The sequence below is a fragment of the Belliella aquatica genome, from assembly GCF_014637795.1.
GTDB classification, from domain to species: domain Bacteria; phylum Bacteroidota; class Bacteroidia; order Cytophagales; family Cyclobacteriaceae; genus Belliella; species Belliella aquatica.
On record NZ_BMFD01000001.1, the window covers coordinates 324218 to 340105 of the forward strand.

The 15888-nt window shown below is 38.4% G+C and carries 17 protein-coding genes; 6 read left to right on the forward strand and 11 right to left on the reverse strand.

The features are described 5' to 3' along the window. Positions 1-34 precede the first annotated feature (34 nt). From IEV57_RS01400 to IEV57_RS01410, 3 genes are read left to right on the forward strand one after another with little or no spacing between them, the layout of a single operon-like run. Complete coding sequence (locus IEV57_RS01400; protein WP_188438859.1) at positions 35-376, forward strand: phage holin family protein; 342 nt, start codon at positions 35-37, stop codon at positions 374-376. A 6-nt stretch (positions 377-382) separates the two neighbouring features. Continuing rightward, on the forward strand, positions 383-757 hold the full coding sequence (locus IEV57_RS01405) for a hypothetical protein (RefSeq protein ID WP_188438861.1): 375 nt from the start codon (positions 383-385) through the stop codon (positions 755-757). Continuing rightward, positions 711-1517, forward strand: coding sequence for a phosphoglycerol geranylgeranyltransferase (locus IEV57_RS01410; RefSeq protein WP_373282200.1), 807 nt, complete (start codon positions 711-713; stop codon positions 1515-1517). The genes IEV57_RS01405 and IEV57_RS01410 overlap by 47 nt, the downstream gene beginning before the upstream one ends. Here the strand turns inward: IEV57_RS01410 and IEV57_RS01415 are convergent. The 6 genes from IEV57_RS01415 to panC form a co-directional block, all read right to left on the reverse strand. After that, entirely contained in the window at positions 1497-2429 is a 933-nt protein-coding gene (locus IEV57_RS01415; RefSeq protein WP_188438863.1) for a helix-turn-helix domain-containing protein, read from the reverse strand. The genes IEV57_RS01410 and IEV57_RS01415 overlap by 21 nt on opposite strands. Positions 2430-2568: 139 nt before the next feature. Then, positions 2569-3708 (reverse strand): acyl-CoA dehydrogenase, encoded by a 1140-nt coding sequence (locus IEV57_RS01420; protein WP_188438865.1) that lies wholly within the window; start codon positions 3706-3708, stop codon positions 2569-2571. Between the two features lie 115 nt (positions 3709-3823). Further along, complete coding sequence (locus tag IEV57_RS01425; protein ID WP_188438867.1) at positions 3824-4510, reverse strand: zinc metallopeptidase; 687 nt, start codon at positions 4508-4510, stop codon at positions 3824-3826. Positions 4511-4542: 32 nt separating this feature from the next. Continuing rightward, positions 4543-5544, reverse strand: a complete 1002-nt coding sequence (locus tag IEV57_RS01430) for a lysylphosphatidylglycerol synthase transmembrane domain-containing protein (RefSeq protein ID WP_188438870.1) — start codon at positions 5542-5544, stop codon at positions 4543-4545. A gap of 2 nt (positions 5545-5546) precedes the next feature. After that, positions 5547-5894, reverse strand: a complete 348-nt coding sequence (panD, locus tag IEV57_RS01435) for an aspartate 1-decarboxylase (protein ID WP_188438872.1) — start codon at positions 5892-5894, stop codon at positions 5547-5549. A gap of 26 nt (positions 5895-5920) precedes the next feature. After that, a complete protein-coding gene (gene panC, locus IEV57_RS01440; RefSeq protein ID WP_188438874.1) occupies positions 5921-6766 on the reverse strand; it encodes a pantoate--beta-alanine ligase in 846 nt (281 codons plus the stop codon). A 129-nt stretch (positions 6767-6895) separates the two neighbouring features. On the opposite strand from panC, the gene IEV57_RS01445 reads away from it, so the two are divergent. The 3 genes from IEV57_RS01445 (at position 6896) to glmS (ending at position 11021) form a co-directional block, all read left to right on the forward strand. Beyond that, positions 6896-7708 (forward strand): glycogen/starch synthase, encoded by an 813-nt coding sequence (locus IEV57_RS01445; RefSeq protein WP_188438876.1) that lies wholly within the window; start codon positions 6896-6898, stop codon positions 7706-7708. Continuing rightward, entirely contained in the window at positions 7668-9038 is a 1371-nt protein-coding gene (locus IEV57_RS01450) for a DUF4270 family protein (RefSeq protein ID WP_229744200.1), read from the forward strand. The genes IEV57_RS01445 and IEV57_RS01450 overlap by 41 nt, the downstream gene beginning before the upstream one ends. 141 nt (positions 9039-9179) lie before the next feature. Continuing rightward, positions 9180-11021 (forward strand): glutamine--fructose-6-phosphate transaminase (isomerizing), encoded by a 1842-nt coding sequence (gene glmS, locus IEV57_RS01455; protein WP_188438878.1) that lies wholly within the window; start codon positions 9180-9182, stop codon positions 11019-11021. A 60-nt stretch (positions 11022-11081) separates the two neighbouring features. Here the strand turns inward: glmS and IEV57_RS01460 are convergent, their stop codons facing one another. The 5 genes from IEV57_RS01460 to IEV57_RS01480 all read right to left on the reverse strand — a co-directional run bounded on the left by IEV57_RS01460 (position 11082) and on the right by IEV57_RS01480 (position 15741). After that, positions 11082-11585: a hypothetical protein gene (locus IEV57_RS01460; RefSeq protein ID WP_188438880.1), complete on the reverse strand. Its 504-nt coding sequence runs from the start codon at positions 11583-11585 to the stop codon at positions 11082-11084. Positions 11586-11671: 86 nt separating this feature from the next. Next, positions 11672-12262 carry a LutC/YkgG family protein gene (locus IEV57_RS01465; RefSeq protein WP_188438882.1) on the reverse strand — a complete coding sequence of 197 codons (591 nt, stop codon included), beginning with the start codon at positions 12260-12262 and terminating at the stop codon, positions 11672-11674. Next, a complete protein-coding gene (locus IEV57_RS01470; RefSeq protein ID WP_188438885.1) occupies positions 12255-13619 on the reverse strand; it encodes a lactate utilization protein B in 1365 nt (454 codons plus the stop codon). The genes IEV57_RS01465 and IEV57_RS01470 overlap by 8 nt, the downstream gene beginning before the upstream one ends. Next, positions 13616-14371: a (Fe-S)-binding protein gene (locus IEV57_RS01475; RefSeq protein WP_188438887.1), complete on the reverse strand. Its 756-nt coding sequence runs from the start codon at positions 14369-14371 to the stop codon at positions 13616-13618. The genes IEV57_RS01470 and IEV57_RS01475 overlap by 4 nt, the downstream gene beginning before the upstream one ends. Before the next feature lie 20 nt (positions 14372-14391). Beyond that, positions 14392-15741, reverse strand: a complete 1350-nt coding sequence (locus IEV57_RS01480; RefSeq protein ID WP_188438889.1) for an FGGY-family carbohydrate kinase — start codon at positions 15739-15741, stop codon at positions 14392-14394. Between the last annotated feature and the right edge of the window lie 147 nt (positions 15742-15888).

Below are 15888 nucleotides of genomic sequence, written 5' to 3' on the forward strand. Positions count from 1 at the left end.
TAAAACCAAGTATTGAATTTTTAAAATTACGATTATGCTGAATGTTTCAGAAATCATACAGACCATCAAGCAATTGATTGAAGTTCGTGTAGAAATAGTAAAGAGTGAAATCCAAGATCAGTTCTCCGATATATTTTCAAGGATTTTCATTTTAGTTTTGATGGGATTGTCGTCACTGATGATATTACTCTTTGCAAGTCTTTCCCTTGCATTTTATCTTGGAGAGATCTTGTATTCACCCTTCAAAGGATTTCTTTACGTTTCCTTAATTTATTTATTGCTCTTCGTATTGCTATATCTGGTCAGAGAGTCAAAAAGTTTGGTTGATTCCTTCAAGCAATTTTTTAGAACATTTATTTTCAGAGGCAAAAAATAAATGACCATGAAAGAGGACTTATTAAAAAAAGCCGAAGAGCTTGAAGAAACTTTGCAAGCACAATTGAATTTGATTAAGTCAGATTCACAAGATTGGTTGAAAGTTGGTTCAGGAATATTAGCAGGAGGACTTGTTGCTTTCGGTCTAGTGAGATTGCTCAAAGGTAAAAAGAACAGCAAAAATAAAAAGATCATGAACGTCTTAGAGAAAGAAGGTCTTTTGGATGACGAGATTGTAGCAAAGTTGAATGCAAAAAAGCAATCCGGTTTTACCGCTAGAATGGCTGCAATTTTACTCCCTATGGCCATAGCTTATGGCAGGGACAAGTTAATTAATGGCTATTTCTCTTCTCAAGAAGAAGAAAAAGAAGATGGGCAATAAGATTGAAAATAAATTAAAAGCACTGCTCAAGGAAGGAAAAAAAGCCCTTGCTTGGTTGATAGATCCTGACAAAATAGTCGAGGATCTTTCTTTTTTACAGCAAGTGAAAGAAATGTCACAGCTCAACCTTGATTTTATTTTTATTGGAGGGAGCCTCATTGAGAAGAATGATATTGACAGAATTATCAAATTGATAAAAGAAGTTGATTCAGAATTACCAATTCTTCTTTTTCCAGGCAGCGTGGTACAATTTTCTAATCATGCAGATGGCATTCTGTTTCTATCTTTAATTTCTGGGAGAAATCCAGATTTATTGATTGGTCAGCATGTGACGATTGCTCCATTGTTAGCTAAATCAAATCTGGAAGTCTTGCCGACAGGTTATATGCTTATAGACGGGGGTGTTGCTACGAGTGTCAACTATATCAGTCAGACTATTCCTTTACCTAATAATAAACCTGAATTAGCAGTAGCAACAGCCTTGGCAGGATCGTTTTTGGGATTACGTTATTTCTATTTGGATGCAGGAAGTGGTGCAAAAAAACCTGTTTCCTCTGCGATTATTCAAAATGTAAAGAAAGCGGTTTCGGCTCCGATTATTGTAGGGGGTGGACTAGACAGTCTGGAAAAAGTCAAAATCGCTTACCAAGCAGGAGCAGACCTTGTGGTTATTGGCAATGGGGCAGAAAAAAACCTCAGTTTGTTGACTGAGGCTTTGGAATATATCAATGTTTTGAATTTATCCTTGAACATTAATTAGTGACTCTCTTCTTCTCATTTTACCAGCTGGAAGTCCATACATCATCTTAAATCTTCTACAGAAATAAGCGGTGTCTTTGTATCCAACCTCTTTGCCGATATCGCGGATACTTTTCTTGGAAGTTCTTAGCAATTCTACAGCAGCTTCCATTCTTTGATATTCGATATAATCTTGTGGATTGATACTTGTGAGCATTTTGAAGTATTGACCTACATAATCTTCCGATACATTGGCTACTTTTGCCAAGACCTTGTTGGATAGATCACCACCAATATTTTTCTTGATATAATTGAACATATCAATCAATCTAGGGTCTTTGAAATAAGTACTATTTGTAGATAATTCTTCAACAAAGAGTCTGTTTTTCAAAATATGCCTAACAATTTCGATGACTAAGAGCTCGGTGTGCAACTTAATTACACGCTCTTTTCCTGGAGTACTTTGTTCATTTTCCTTAACAATATCTTCGATTACAGTAGCTATTCTGTCATTGAATCTGATGACGAATGGAGGAATACCCAAGGAATTGAAGAAATTTACGACATCAAAAACCTTTGCGTCAAAATTGACTACAGTGATACAATCCTCTTCTAAGGATTTGATATCCTTGAAACTGATTGTTTGGAGGTATTTTCTTTTGTTATCTAAAAAAGCTTCGTTTGTCAAGTCAGACTTTTTATTGACTGAGCCAAATGTCACATTGCTTTTTCTACCAGCAGGGATAAATAAAACTTCACCTTCATTTACACCCTCTCCTTCTTCTGAGAATTTGAGAGATCCTTGATGAAGTAAAATCACTGTGTTTTCGGTATCATTATAGTCCGCAACACTTACAGATTTATCGATTTTATAGTTATTGCCTTTTAGAAAGCGAACTCCTACGGATTCTATGACTTTATTGTAATATTCCATGAAAGTAGGTTTTATGGTTTTTCTGTAAATCTAGGATAATTTTCTAGAAATCACTGTACTTATCTAATAAAAGTTTCATCTAAAAAAGAAAAAGGGCAAAAAATTTAATTTTTACCCTTTTAGCTGAAGTCAAATTGGATTATCTTAAAATAGCTCGTGATATGACTATTTTCTGAATCTCACTTGTTCCTTCGTAGATCTGAGTGATTTTAGCATCACGCATGAGGCGCTCTACATGATATTCTTTTACATAGCCATAGCCACCATGAACCTGTACAGCTTCCACTGTGACGTCCATCGCTACTTGCGATGCATATAATTTGGCCATTGCCGAAGCATAGGAATAGTCTTTTCCTTGATCTTTTAGAATAGCAGATTTATAGACCAACAATCTAGCAGCTTCAATGCTTGTTGCCATATCTGCTAATTTGAATTGGATTGCTTGATGCTGACTGATGGTTTTTCCAAAAGCTTTTCTTTCTTTTGAATAGGCCAAAGCCAATTCGTAAGCGCCAGAAGCGATACCCAATGCTTGTGCAGCAATACCGATTCTTCCTCCATTCAAAGTTTCCATTGCAAAAGTGAATCCAAACCCTTCTTCACCTATTCTGTTTGCTACAGGAACTTTCACATCGGTAAACATCAAGGAATGTGTGTCTGAGCCTCTGATTCCTAACTTATCTTCTTTTTTACCTACGATAAATCCGTCTAATCCTTTTTCGACAATAAAAGCTGATATTCCTTTGTGTCCTTTTGCTGGGTCAGTTTGTGCGATTACGAGATACACACTAGCGGTATTTCCGTTGGTTATCCAGTTTTTTGTTCCGTTGAGGATATAATGATCACCATCTAAAACGGCTTCAGTTTTCTGAGAAGTTGCATCTGATCCGGCTTCTGGTTCAGAAAGACAAAAAGCTCCAATGATTTCTCCTGATGCCAGTGGCTTTAAGTATTTTTCTTTTTGCTCTTCGTTCCCATATTTTTCTAGTCCCCAACATACCAAAGAATTATTGACAGACATAGAGACTGATGCTGATGCGTCGATTTTTGAAATTTCCTCCATCGCCAATACGTAGGACACGGTATCCATACCGCCACCATTGTATTTGGGGTCCACCATCATGCCCATGAAGCCCAACTCTCCCATTTTCTTGATTTGTTCGGTGGGAAATTTTGCCTCTGTATCTCTCTCAATCACTCCAGGAAGTAGTTCCGCCTGTGCAAATTCTCTCGCTGCATCGCGCACTGCTAAGTGCTCTTCTGTATATTCAAAGTTCATATCAATATTTGGGTTATTTGTTTTGCGCCTGAAAGATAATTCAAAAAAATAAGAGGCACAATTACTTGCTCCTCTTATGTAAACTCAAAATCAATGTTTTGGTTTCCAGAATTCTTTAATCTCTGTTTCCAAAGAAAATAAAGATGTAATAAGCCAATGTTGCCAAAGAGGCTAAAGCGGCAACTACATAAGTCATTGCTGCCCATTTCAATGCATCTTTTGACATGGCATATTCTGAGCGCGTAACAATGTTTCTCTGATCGACCCAAGCCAAAGCTCTTCTACTCGCATCAAATTCGACGGGTAAGGTTACTAATGTGAATAGTGTCATAATTCCATAAGCTCCTACTACTATGAATCCAATTATTTCATAAGGGAGATTGATCAAAAACCCACCTAACAAGGATGCAATCAATACAATGTTTAAGATTTTACCACTTGCATTTTGGATAGGAACCATAGCGGATCTCATTTGTAGCCAAGAATAGGCCGTGGCATGTTGAATTGCGTGACCACATTCGTGGGCAGAAACAGCTGTAGCTGCTGCATTTCTTCCATAATAGACGTCAGGACTCAGGTTTACAGTTTTGTTTCCAGGATTATAGTGATCCGAAAGCTGACCTTCTACACAATTGACTGTCACGTCATAAATTTTATTATCAGCCAGCATCAGCTCAGCGATTTCCTTTCCAGACAGGTTTGCCTGAAGTGGGGTTTGTGAATACTTTTTGAATTTGCTTTTTAATCTGTTGCTTACAACGAATCCCGCGATTCCGAATACAACGACGATAAGTATGATCATAGCTTTATTTTTTAACTGTTGGTATTACGAATTTAAGAAGATTTAGGTTGTTGTTTGGCAGTGATCTTGAAGAAAATTCCCAATGCCAATAAACCCAAAGCAATGATGGTCAACACTTGACTTCCATGGATGATGGCTGCGAAGATTTTCCCTTGCTCCTCTGATAATCCATACCTTATCAAAATGAAAGCCACAAGTGCATGGAAGGTTCCAATTCCACCCTGAACAGGCGCAATCATGCCAATGCTTCCCATGACCATGACCATCAAAACAGCACTTGGTGACAAACTGGCAGTGGCTGGGATTGCTTTAGCCACAGAAAACATGGTAAAATAATAAGTGACCCAAATTGTTACCGATGAAGCCCAGAAACCGAGCTGATTCTTCACCTTTCTTACACTGACTACTCCTTTGATCAAATCTCTTACAAAATGTCGCAGCTTTTTGATCAAACTGTTGTCTCTATATTTATTGAATAGATAGTAAAAGAAAATTAGCGCAATGACTAGACCACCAATAAAAATAGGAAGGGCATTATTGATTTTTTCAAAAAGACCGTCCAAAGATATTAATTCAGAAAATAGCTTGACAAACAGTTCTCTTTCAAAGAAAAAGGCTAAAAAAATCGTGGAGGCCATGAACAGTAAATCGATGGTTCTCTCCAAAATCACCGTTCCAAAGAGTTTGCCCATTTCTATTCCTTCTGTTTTTTTCAAAACTCCGCAACGCGCTACTTCTCCTGCACGAGGAACGATTAGGTTAGCCAAATATCCAATCTGTAATGCCCAAAAAGCCCTCCAAGTAGAGGTATGATGAGTTTCTCCAGCATCGATGAGTAATTTCCATCTCCAAGCGCGAAGCCAAAACCCCCAGACAGCGATCAAGAAAGAAGCTCCAAGCCATAAGATGGATGTCTCAGCGATTACATCAGCAAGTTCTGCAAGACTGATGTCCTTATACAAAAACCAAAAAATCCAGATGGCCACCCCTAAGGAAAGCACCACCTGGATCCATTGTTTGATAGTAAGTCTCAATATTATATCACTTTATTATGATCGTCAGGAAAGATCAATACGGGCTTGTGTACTTTTGCTTCTTCAAAATCCATAGAAGCATAAGAAATAATAATGACAATATCGCCTACTTGAGCTTTGCGAGCGGCTGGTCCGTTGAGACAAACCATACCTGAGCCTCGCTCCCCTTTGATCACGTAAGTTTCTATTCTTTCGCCATTGTTGACATTGACGATTTGAACCTTTTCGTTTTCGATAATATTAGCTGCATCCATCAAGTCTTCATCCACTGTGATACTGCCCACATAGTGAAGCTCTGCCTGAGTGATTTTTACTCTATGAATTTTTGATTTTAATACTTGAATATGCATGAATTCAAATTTTTGTGCAAAGGTAATTAAACTATAGAAATGTTGTCTATCAATCTCACATCGCCAATGTATGCTGCTGTACAAATTGAGACAGCGGTCTGTCCTTTTATTTGCTCAAGCTTTTCTAAAGATTCTGTTTCTACCAGTTCAAAATATTCTAATCTTGCTTCTGGTTCATCATGAAATCTTTTGGTGACTTTTTCTCTGATCACAAACCAATCGACACCCGCTAAAAGTTCATCTTTGGCAAAATCCAAGCATTTGTATAAGATGGTTGCGGTCAATCTTTCATCCGCATTTAATCTTACATTTCTTGAAGACATAGCCAAGCCATCGGCTTCTCTTATGGTAGGAACTACGACAATTTCTGTATCAATGGATAAGTCTGCAACTAATCGCTTGATGACTGCAACTTGCTGCAAATCCTTCTGTCCGAAGTAGGATTTGTCAGGTTTAACAATGTTTAACAATTTAGAAACCACTACTCCAACACCACTAAAATGACCAGGACGGAAGGTTCCTTCGAGCGTTTTGTCGAGGTCTCCGAAGTCCATTTTTAGCAAAATAGGACTCGGATACATTTCTTCCACACTAGGTAAAAAGACAAAATCAACCCCGTTTTTTTCTAAGAGCAGTAAATCTTCATCGATAGTAATAGGGTATTTTTCAAAGTCTTCTTTGTTGTTGAATTGAGTCGGATTTACAAAAATAGAGACAATTACTACATCAGAAGATAATTTTGCACTTTCTACTAAAGACAAATGACCATAATGTAAAGCGCCCATTGTGGGAACAAATCCGATGGTTTTTTGACTATTTCTAAGAATCTGTAAAGCTGATTTTACAGCCTGTTTGGTCCTAAGGATTGTCACAATATGAATATTTTGGAAAATGTAAAATAGCCGCAAAGCTATGTTATTCCGGATAAAAACAATGGATTTGAAGGAATTTTTTTGTAAGTTTGTAGTCCCGTATTATCCCTCAACAAAAAATAACAAGATATGTCTAAACTTCGTATTCTCTACGTTGCCAGCGAAATCAATCCATTCCTACAAACTTCTGAAGTTGCTAATTTTGTAAGAGCCCTTCCACAGGCGATGCAAGAAAAAGGTATGGAAATTCGAATTCTTGTTCCTAGATTTGGTTTGATTAACGAAAGAAAGAACAGGTTGCACGAGGTAGTGAGACTTTCAGGAATCAACATAGCTGTTGGTGAGGAAGAAAAACCATTAATCATCAAAGTTGCATCTATTCCTAATGCAAAACTTCAAGTTTACTTTATAGACAACGAAGACTATTTCCAGAGGAAGCACGTTTTTCATGATAAGCAGGAAAAATTCTACGAAGACAATGACGAAAGAGCCATATTCTTCTGTAAAGGTGTAATTGAAACAGTAAAAAAATTAGGATGGGCTCCTGATGTGGTACATTGTAATGATTGGATGACAAGTTTAATTCCAATGTATTTGAAAACTACCTACAAAAACGAACCGTTATTTAAAGATACAAAATCCGTATTTGCTATTTATAATACAGGATTTACCCATAAATTTGGCGACGATTTGTTTGAGAAAGTGAAAATGGTTGATATTGATGATGCCATACTCGCTCCTTTGAAATCTAAAGACTATGAAGGATTCCTAAAAATTGGAATGGAATACGCCGACGTAGTCATCAAGAACGAAGATATCTCAGAGAAATTAACACAATTAATTGAAGAGTGCTCTAAAGACAAGAAGTGTGAGATTAACAGCGACGAAGAAGAACAACTTTTTGAAAGTTATTACAACATCTATAACGACCTTGCCAGCTAAGCTGGTTGGAGGTCTATTCATCACATTATCCATTGCGAGTTCTTGCAGCGATCCTTCTACCTTAGGGTTAGACTTGGATCCCAACAATAATCAGATAGGGGTTTTCTATACGGAAATACCCCTTTCTGCTTCTATGGTTTTGCTTGACTCATTTATAACTACTAATGCGGGGTCTATGGTCGTTGGTGGTTTAAATGATGATTTCTTTGGGAAAACTGAAGGAATTGGATTTAGTCGTCTGGCGATCAGTCCTACAGGTATTCGACCTGATGAAAATGCCGTATTGGATTCTGTTAAATTTAATTTTCAAGTTGAAACAGTTATTGGAGATGATTTAAGCACTCCCAAAACACTTTCTGTACACTTGTTAAATGAAAGGATTTTAGATACTATTTATTATAATTATGATCGTTTGGATTTTGAGCCAGAACCGATTGCAACAGGAAGTTTTAACTTTTCTGCAAGTCAAGATACAATAGTATCAGTTCCAATGGAATCAGGATTCTCCCAATTTATTTTTGATGAATTGAAAAAAGGAGATGCATTTAGAGATGTATTTACCTTTAGAAATTTGATTTCTGGAATTGCTTTTCAGGGAAACACAGAAGAAAATACGTCAACTTCAATAAGGGTTGGAAACGGTACTGGTATAGTTGTTTATTATAAAAATGAAGGAGATACCGTATCACGAGGTTACTCAATTACAACAGCCCAATCAAGGCATTTTAATTTTGTGAATAGCGATAGAAGTGGAACACCAACCGCAGTAATCAGTCAGCCAGGTCAATCATATGATGTTGGAAATAGAGTTGGTATAAAATCAAATGTTGGTTTAGTAATGAAAATTGACACAAGTCCTATTGATGCGTTTTTGGATACTTTACAAAATGTGACTTTTAACGAAATCACCATGGAAATAGGTCCAGTTGGGAATCATGTGGCGACGAATAGACCCCCTTTGTCTATGTTAATGTATTTTACAGATGAGACAAATTCATTTCTAAGTAACAGTATGGGGAGGCTTTTGACCGTTCAACAAGATGGTCAAGCACAATTGTTGTCAGATGAGAATGGAGGTTTAGAGCCAGCTACTGATATACCGGCATATATGGGTTATAACAGTAATATCAACACTTATCGTCAAAGAATGACTTCTTACATGAACGCAGTTTACAGACAAGGTCTTCAAAGAAATGATTTACTACTTACTCCGGCGGCTCCACCACAACAGGGAAGTGGAGATATTTTCAAAAAATCATTCAGAGGCTTTACAGTAGATCAAAACAATATCAAATTGAAAATTTATTATTCTAAAATTAGAGCATTTTAGAAATCAATATTGAAGCTTGAAAGCTTAATTGACCCCAACCGAAAAATTTTCTTGTCCAATCTAGGATGGATTATTTTACGGTTGGGTTTTTGCATTCTTACTTTGAAAAAGTTTACCTTTATTCTTTAAATATTTTTACTTATGTGTGGAATAGTAGCTTATGTTGGGCAGCAAGAAGCGCTGCCAATTATTATCAAAGGTCTTAAAAGGTTAGAATACCGTGGCTATGATAGTGCTGGGGTTGCCTTGATTGACGAGGACGGCCTAAATGTTTACAAAAAGAAGGGGAAAGTTTCCGAATTGGAAAATCATCTTTTAGGACAAGGAGATTTAAAATCTAAGATTGGGATCGGCCATACCCGATGGGCAACCCATGGAGAACCGAATGATGTAAATGCGCACCCGCATTATTCTTCAAACGAGCAATTTGCAATGATTCACAATGGTATCATTGAAAATTACGACGTCCTCAAAACAGATTTAATGAATAGAGGCTACCAGTTTCAAAGTGAGACAGACTCTGAGGTTTTCATGAAGTTTATTGAAGATATTCATAAAAACAACAATTGTAGCCTAGAGGAAGCTGTCAGACTTGCACTTCACAAGGTTGTTGGTGCTTATGCTATTGTAATTATGAACTTGGAAGAGCCTGATACGCTGATTGCAGCGCGAAAGGGTTCTCCATTGGTGATCGGTGTAGGTCAAGGTGAATATTTTTTAGCTTCAGATGCGACACCAATAATTGAATATACCAATCAGGTGATTTACTTAGACGATTACGAAATTGCCGTAATTCGTGATAACAACCTTCAAATCAAAACTATTGAAAATGTGGAAACCAACCCATATATCAATAAGCTTGAAATGGAACTTGAAGCAATCGAAAAAGGGGGTTACGAACATTTCATGTTGAAGGAAATCAACGAGCAGCCGAAATCGATCGCAGATTGTATGCGAGGAAGATTGGATGCAAAAAATGGCAGGCTGGTTCTTGGAGGTCTTAGAGACTATATGAATAAGTTCCAAAATGCAGATAGAATTATCATCACCGCATGTGGTACTTCATGGCATGCGGGTTTGGTAGCAGAGTATCTTTTTGAAGAGTTTGCAAGGATTCCTGTGGAGGTAGAGTACGCGTCTGAATTCAGATATAGAAATCCAGTAATCAGTGAGAAGGACTTTGTAATTGCCATTTCCCAATCAGGTGAAACTGCCGATACTTTGGCGGCTATCGAACTGGCAAAATCTAAAGGGGCAACTATTTTTGGTGTTTGTAATGTGGTGGGTTCTTCCATTGCTAGAGCAACACACGCTGGTTGCTACACCCACGCAGGGCCAGAGATTGGAGTTGCTTCTACAAAGGCTTTTACAGCACAAATTTCGGTCTTGACCATGATGGCGCTGATGCTTGGATACCAAAGAGGAACTTTGACAGAAAGCAAATATGTACAGCTTCTTAACGAACTAGAAGGAATACCTGCTAAAGTTGAGAGAGCACTGACCATGAATGATAATGTCGAAAAAATTGCTGCGATCTATAAAGATTCTAGAAACTTCCTTTATTTGGGAAGAGGATATAACTTCCCAGTTGCGCTTGAAGGAGCATTGAAGTTGAAAGAGATTTCTTACATCCATGCTGAAGGTTATCCTGCTGCAGAGATGAAGCATGGTCCTATCGCTTTGATTGACGAAGAAATGCCTGTAGTATTTATTGCTACTAAGGATACCTCTTATGAAAAGGTGGTTTCTAATATCCAGGAAGTAAAAGCGAGAAAAGGAAAGATTATCGCTGTTGTCACCGAAGGTGATACCGTGGTAAGAGGAATGGCAGATCACGTATTGGAGGTTCCTGATACAGCAGAGGCCTTTGTTCCATTGCTTTCTGTGATTCCATTGCAGCAGCTGTCCTATCACATCGCTGTGATGCGAGGTTGTAATGTGGATCAGCCAAGGAATTTGGCCAAGTCAGTAACTGTAGAATAAACAAGAAAGGCTCCGATCATCGGAGCCTTTCTTGTTTATATTAAATCTGAAAATTAAAACTTATGCTATTTTGAGCTTTAGTTCGCCTTTTCTCTTGACAATTTTTAAATCAAAGTATTGATTGATAAATGCTTTGCATTGATTTTCTGACCACTCTGCTCTTGAATCCGTATCAAAAAGTACAGTCATACGAAGCATTGTCTTCACATATTGTTCATGCTGTCCAAGTTCTCTGATCCAGTCGGTTAATTGACCTGTCCAATCTTCTTGGAACTTATCCAAATGTGTTCTTCCATCAAAAAGTAATTCCAATTGATTAGAGCCAAACTTATATCTATAAACTCCGCAAAGTTGGTGATAGATGACTTTTAATCTATCCTTAGGAAAATCATGCGCATCCAAGATTTGATTGAAAGTATTGTCCATCAACATCAATGGATTATAAAGCACCGTGTATGATCTCTTCAATTCAAAAACCATCAATTCAAGCATTCTATCTTCCATGGCAGTTTGCGCCTGTCTTAGAATATAGTTTTTGTCTAAAGGAAAGAGTTTCTGAATCATTGCTCAATTAAATATTTTGCAAAATACGTGATTCTTGTAGATAATTAAAACAAAAGGCTTGAATTGTGCAGGTTAAAAATATTTAATCAGGTTAATATGCCTTTTTCTTTCTCTTTGCCTAGCATCACTACTCTCAAGCTTTTTGCTCCATGTGCACCGATCACAAGGGATTGTTCAATATCTGCAGTTTTTGATGGACCTGCTATGAATACGCCAAAGCCTGAATATTCTTGACCGATGCGGCTGTAAGCTTCGTGCATGTTTGATACGATTGATTTTTGATCCAATACAATGATCAGATGCTCTGTTATAAATGGTAAAACACGATGTGCGAGTACAGTGTCATCCAGCCAAATAGCTCCATTTTCTGCTACACCAAAATGCCCTCTAACGACTGCTAGATCAAGGTTTCTGAAATCATGAGGATCCTCAGGAAGGTCACAATTGCTGTAAGTTGCATATTGATCTAAAGGTGTATAAATATTGATATAACCTCCAGATTGAAGGCTATCTATTAACTCATCTTCTGAAATTACCTCTCCCTTATTCGAAAGTATTGCTTGCTTGAAACTATCTAAAAGATCACCTTCAATACCAAATATTGGAATTCCGAAAAGCTCAGATTTTGGAAGTTTTAGCTTCCTGATTTCGCTAAGGATATGTTCTCTACTATTCATTGCCATTGTTTTTGTACCAGTCTTTGAAAGATTGCTTGGGTAATTCAGGAAGGTCTCTTTCCTTGCCCCAGGTATTCAGATTGCTGTAAGTGACGCTTTCTGGAAGGATTTTGAGGCTTCCTCGCATGATTTGTCCGCTAAGCTTATATGCATAAGGGGTGGAAAATATTCCATTGGCAATTTTCATAGCAATGCTTTTGGCATTGATAGAAGATTGAGCTTTGGTGATTTCCTGTCTCCATTCGTACAGTTGCTCGTGGATATTAATTTTGACCGGACAGACATCGGAGCAGGAGCCACAAAGCGTGGAAGCAAAAGGTAAAGAACTGTGTTTTTTGAGATCTATTCCTGGCGAAAGTATCGATCCGATCGGTCCAGGGACTACACTGTCATAGGAGTATCCACCACTTCTTCGATAGATTGGGCAAGTATTCATACATGCTCCACATCGAATGCATTTGAGTGAATTTCTGAACTTCTCTCTTCCCAGCTGCTTGGTTCTGCCATTATCCAAAAGAATGATATGAATCTCTTTTCCCTCGGAGGGACTTCTAAAGTGGGAATTGTAATTGGTGATGCTTTGCCCCGTGGCAGAGCGAGCGAGCAAGCGGAGAAACACACCCAAGTGTTCTCTCTTAGGGATCAATTTCTCAATCCCCATACAAGCGATGTGCGTGTCAGCCAGATGCACACCCATATCTGCATTTCCTTCATTGGTGCAGACTACAAACTCCCCTGTTTCGGCAACACCAAAATTGACTCCTGTAATGGCAACTTTAGCAGCGAGGAATTTTTCTCGAAGGTGTTTCCTTGCTGCTTGTGTTAGGTAATAAGGATCATTATTCCCTTTTTCTGTTTGGAGTTTTTCATGGAAAATCTCCGAAATATGTTCTTTTTTGAGGTGGATTGCTGGCAGAACGATATGGCTTGGTGGCTGATTGAGGAACTGTACAATCCGCTCTCCCAAATCTGTATCGACGACTTCCACACCATTTTCTTCCAAATATGGATTCAGGTGACATTCCTCTGTCAAAATGGACTTACTTTTGACAATGGCCTTGCAGTCTTTCTCTTTCAAGATAGAAAGGACAATTTGATTGTGTTCCTCTGCATCTTTTGCCCAATGGATTTTTATGCCATTTTTGATCGCATTTTTCTCAAACTCCACAAGGTAGGAATCGAGGTTGCTGAGAACATTATCTTTGATACTGGATGCCAATTCCCTCAGGTTTTCCCATTCTGGAATGCCTTTGCTCGATGTATCACGCTTATCCCGGACAAACCACAAGGTCTCGTCATGCCATTTGGCATTTGATTTATCTTCTAGAAATTTTGCTGCTTGGATAGGATGACTCATAGCATGGCCTCGTTTAGTACTTCTGCAATATGTTTGAACTGTATGGATTGCTTGTTTCGGGAAGCAATTCCTGAAAGGTGCATGATGCAGGACATGTCCCCCCCGATGATGATTTCTGCTTCTTTGCTGATATGGTCTTGGAGTCGGTCTTTTCCCATTTGGATGGAAAGAGCTTCTTCAGTCACTGCAAATGTTCCCCCAAAACCACAGCATTCGTCTTTTCTACTTAATTCTACCCATTCCAAACCTTCAAAATTTGCGAGAAGCTCTTTGGCTTTATTGAAAACGGGCTGATTAAGTTCGCTTGATGATGCCAACCTTAGGCCCCTCTGACCGTGGCAACTTGAATGGAATCCCACTCGATGGGGATAGCTTCCTTTGATATCGGTGATTTTAAGAATGTCGGTGATAAATTCAGTCAGTTCATAGACTCTCTGCTGAATATCTTTTTGATTGTTCTCTTTTCCTTCGATACTAGGAGCATGGTCTCTGACGTGGTGGACACAGCTTCCAGAAGGACAGACGATATAATCATAGCTTTCGAACGTGTCCAAAAAATGCTGGGTCGTAGCAACAGTATCCCTTTCATACCCTGCATTGGCCATGGGCTGACCACAGCAGGTTTGGTTCATGGGATAACTCACCTCACAGCCTAATTTCCTCAGCAATTCCAACGTCGCAATGGCAACTTTAGGATAAAACTGATCTACGTAGCAAGGGATAAAGAGTCCAACTTTTTTGTTTAATGACATATTTTTAAGCTATACTAATCCTAAGATCGCTGTAATTTTTCATTTGATACTTGTATTTGATTTACCAAAATCGCAGCACCGAGTGCCGTTCCCAAGGCAAAATCTGTTGTCTCTACGCTGATGGTTGGGAGTTTTTGGCGGAGCATTTCTACAAACATTTCATTGGCATTGAAACCACCATCGATATATAACTTCTTAACAGAAGTGTCTGCAAGGACTAATTGAAGTGATGCCACTTGAAGTTCGGTGAGCTCGTCCAAGAAGCAGTAATAGGCCTCTTCAAAGGAATCAAACTGTGAAAAATCATTTTTCTCAGCCTGTGATATTCCATAAACTTCCGGTTTTAGATATTCGAAACGGAATTTCTTGGCTTTCCTAGCCTTTGTTTTTGCGTAATGGATAGGATCGAATTTCAAAGCCTTGTAATATCCTTTTTCTAACTTGAAATATTCGTAAAGCTTCTCGATTTGGTGTTTGTGTTCTTCACCGATAAAAAGTCGACTAATCTTGATAGGCTGCCCGTGGATTCCGATGAAATGTAGACAGTCTTTCTCCAATTCATCCAAAGTCAATTCCTCACTGTTGAAAGGATTGATACTGATGGCCCAGGTTCCTGTAGATAAAAGGGCAAAAGGTTCTTCATTACTAATCAAGTACGGCAAGAGTGCAGATGAAGAATCATGAACACCCACACCAACAGACATGGACTGCTTGCGAAAGGAAATAGGGAAAGTCTCTGCCGAATCCACTGCTCTAGGCAAATACTTCAAAAGATCTTCTTTTTCTAGCCATTGATGATAGCTGTTGTTTTTGAAATCCCATAGACCGGTGTGACAACCGATACTTGTGTAATCTGAGACCATTTTACCTGTAAACAAATAACTCAGATACTGAGGAAGATGTAGCGTATTGTGGATTTTTTTGAATAATTCAGGTTTGCGGTATTTGAGCCAATAAAGTTGTAAACCCGAGTTGATCATGCCTAAGGCAGGTGAGGATGTTTCCTGGCAGAAATTTTCCTGTGGGCCATATTTGTTATAGAAATCCTCTAAAAGATCCTTGGGATATTCTTTTGTGTAATTGTACAAGGGTGTGATCGGGTCTCCCTCTCTATCCAAATGAACAAGTGATGCTCCGTAGGTTGTAAAATTGAGTTTTCTAATATTAAATTCCTCCAATGCCAATGCATGGGTAAGGGTAGCTTTAATCCAATTTGTCAACTCTTTGATTGATTCACAAGCGTCACCATCCTCATCCTTTATGTATTCCAGACGATGATATACTTTATATACCTCTTTGAGATTTGCATCAAAGAGAAAGAACTTCTTATTGGTTTTCCCTATATCAAATATGGCAGTAACAGGTATCATTAGAGCTTATTTAAATTTTGTTTTTGAAGCCGAGATTGATGCATCTTTCGTTCAATCGAGGCTCGTTTTTGGGGTCGTAGCACCGCTACATCCCCGAAAATAGCCGAAGAGTGGGCGGAAGAGGCACAATCGCAGGCCAAAGGATAA

Excerpts from the sequence above, each read along its gene's own strand:
- IEV57_RS01400 (WP_188438859.1), top strand. The coding sequence starts at position 35 with ATGCTGAATGTTTCAGAAATCATACAGACCATCAAGCAATTGATTGAA.
- IEV57_RS01405 (WP_188438861.1), top strand. The coding sequence starts at position 383 with ATGAAAGAGGACTTATTAAAAAAAGCCGAAGAGCTTGAAGAAACTTTG.
- IEV57_RS01410 (WP_373282200.1), top strand. The coding sequence starts at position 711 with ATGGCTATTTCTCTTCTCAAGAAGAAGAAAAAGAAGATGGGCAATAAG.
- IEV57_RS01415 (WP_188438863.1), bottom strand. The coding sequence starts at position 2,429 with ATGGAATATTACAATAAAGTCATAGAATCCGTAGGAGTTCGCTTTCTA.
- IEV57_RS01420 (WP_188438865.1), bottom strand. The coding sequence starts at position 3,708 with ATGAACTTTGAATATACAGAAGAGCACTTAGCAGTGCGCGATGCAGCG.
- IEV57_RS01425 (WP_188438867.1), bottom strand. The coding sequence starts at position 4,510 with ATGATCATACTTATCGTCGTTGTATTCGGAATCGCGGGATTCGTTGTA.
- panD (WP_188438872.1), bottom strand. The coding sequence starts at position 5,894 with ATGCATATTCAAGTATTAAAATCAAAAATTCATAGAGTAAAAATCACT.
- IEV57_RS01445 (WP_188438876.1), top strand. The coding sequence starts at position 6,896 with ATGTCTAAACTTCGTATTCTCTACGTTGCCAGCGAAATCAATCCATTC.
- glmS (WP_188438878.1), top strand. The coding sequence starts at position 9,180 with ATGTGTGGAATAGTAGCTTATGTTGGGCAGCAAGAAGCGCTGCCAATT.
- IEV57_RS01460 (WP_188438880.1), bottom strand. The coding sequence starts at position 11,585 with ATGATTCAGAAACTCTTTCCTTTAGACAAAAACTATATTCTAAGACAG.
- IEV57_RS01465 (WP_188438882.1), bottom strand. The coding sequence starts at position 12,262 with ATGAATAGTAGAGAACATATCCTTAGCGAAATCAGGAAGCTAAAACTT.
- IEV57_RS01470 (WP_188438885.1), bottom strand. The coding sequence starts at position 13,619 with ATGAGTCATCCTATCCAAGCAGCAAAATTTCTAGAAGATAAATCAAAT.
- IEV57_RS01475 (WP_188438887.1), bottom strand. The coding sequence starts at position 14,371 with ATGTCATTAAACAAAAAAGTTGGACTCTTTATCCCTTGCTACGTAGAT.
- IEV57_RS01480 (WP_188438889.1), bottom strand. The coding sequence starts at position 15,741 with ATGATACCTGTTACTGCCATATTTGATATAGGGAAAACCAATAAGAAG.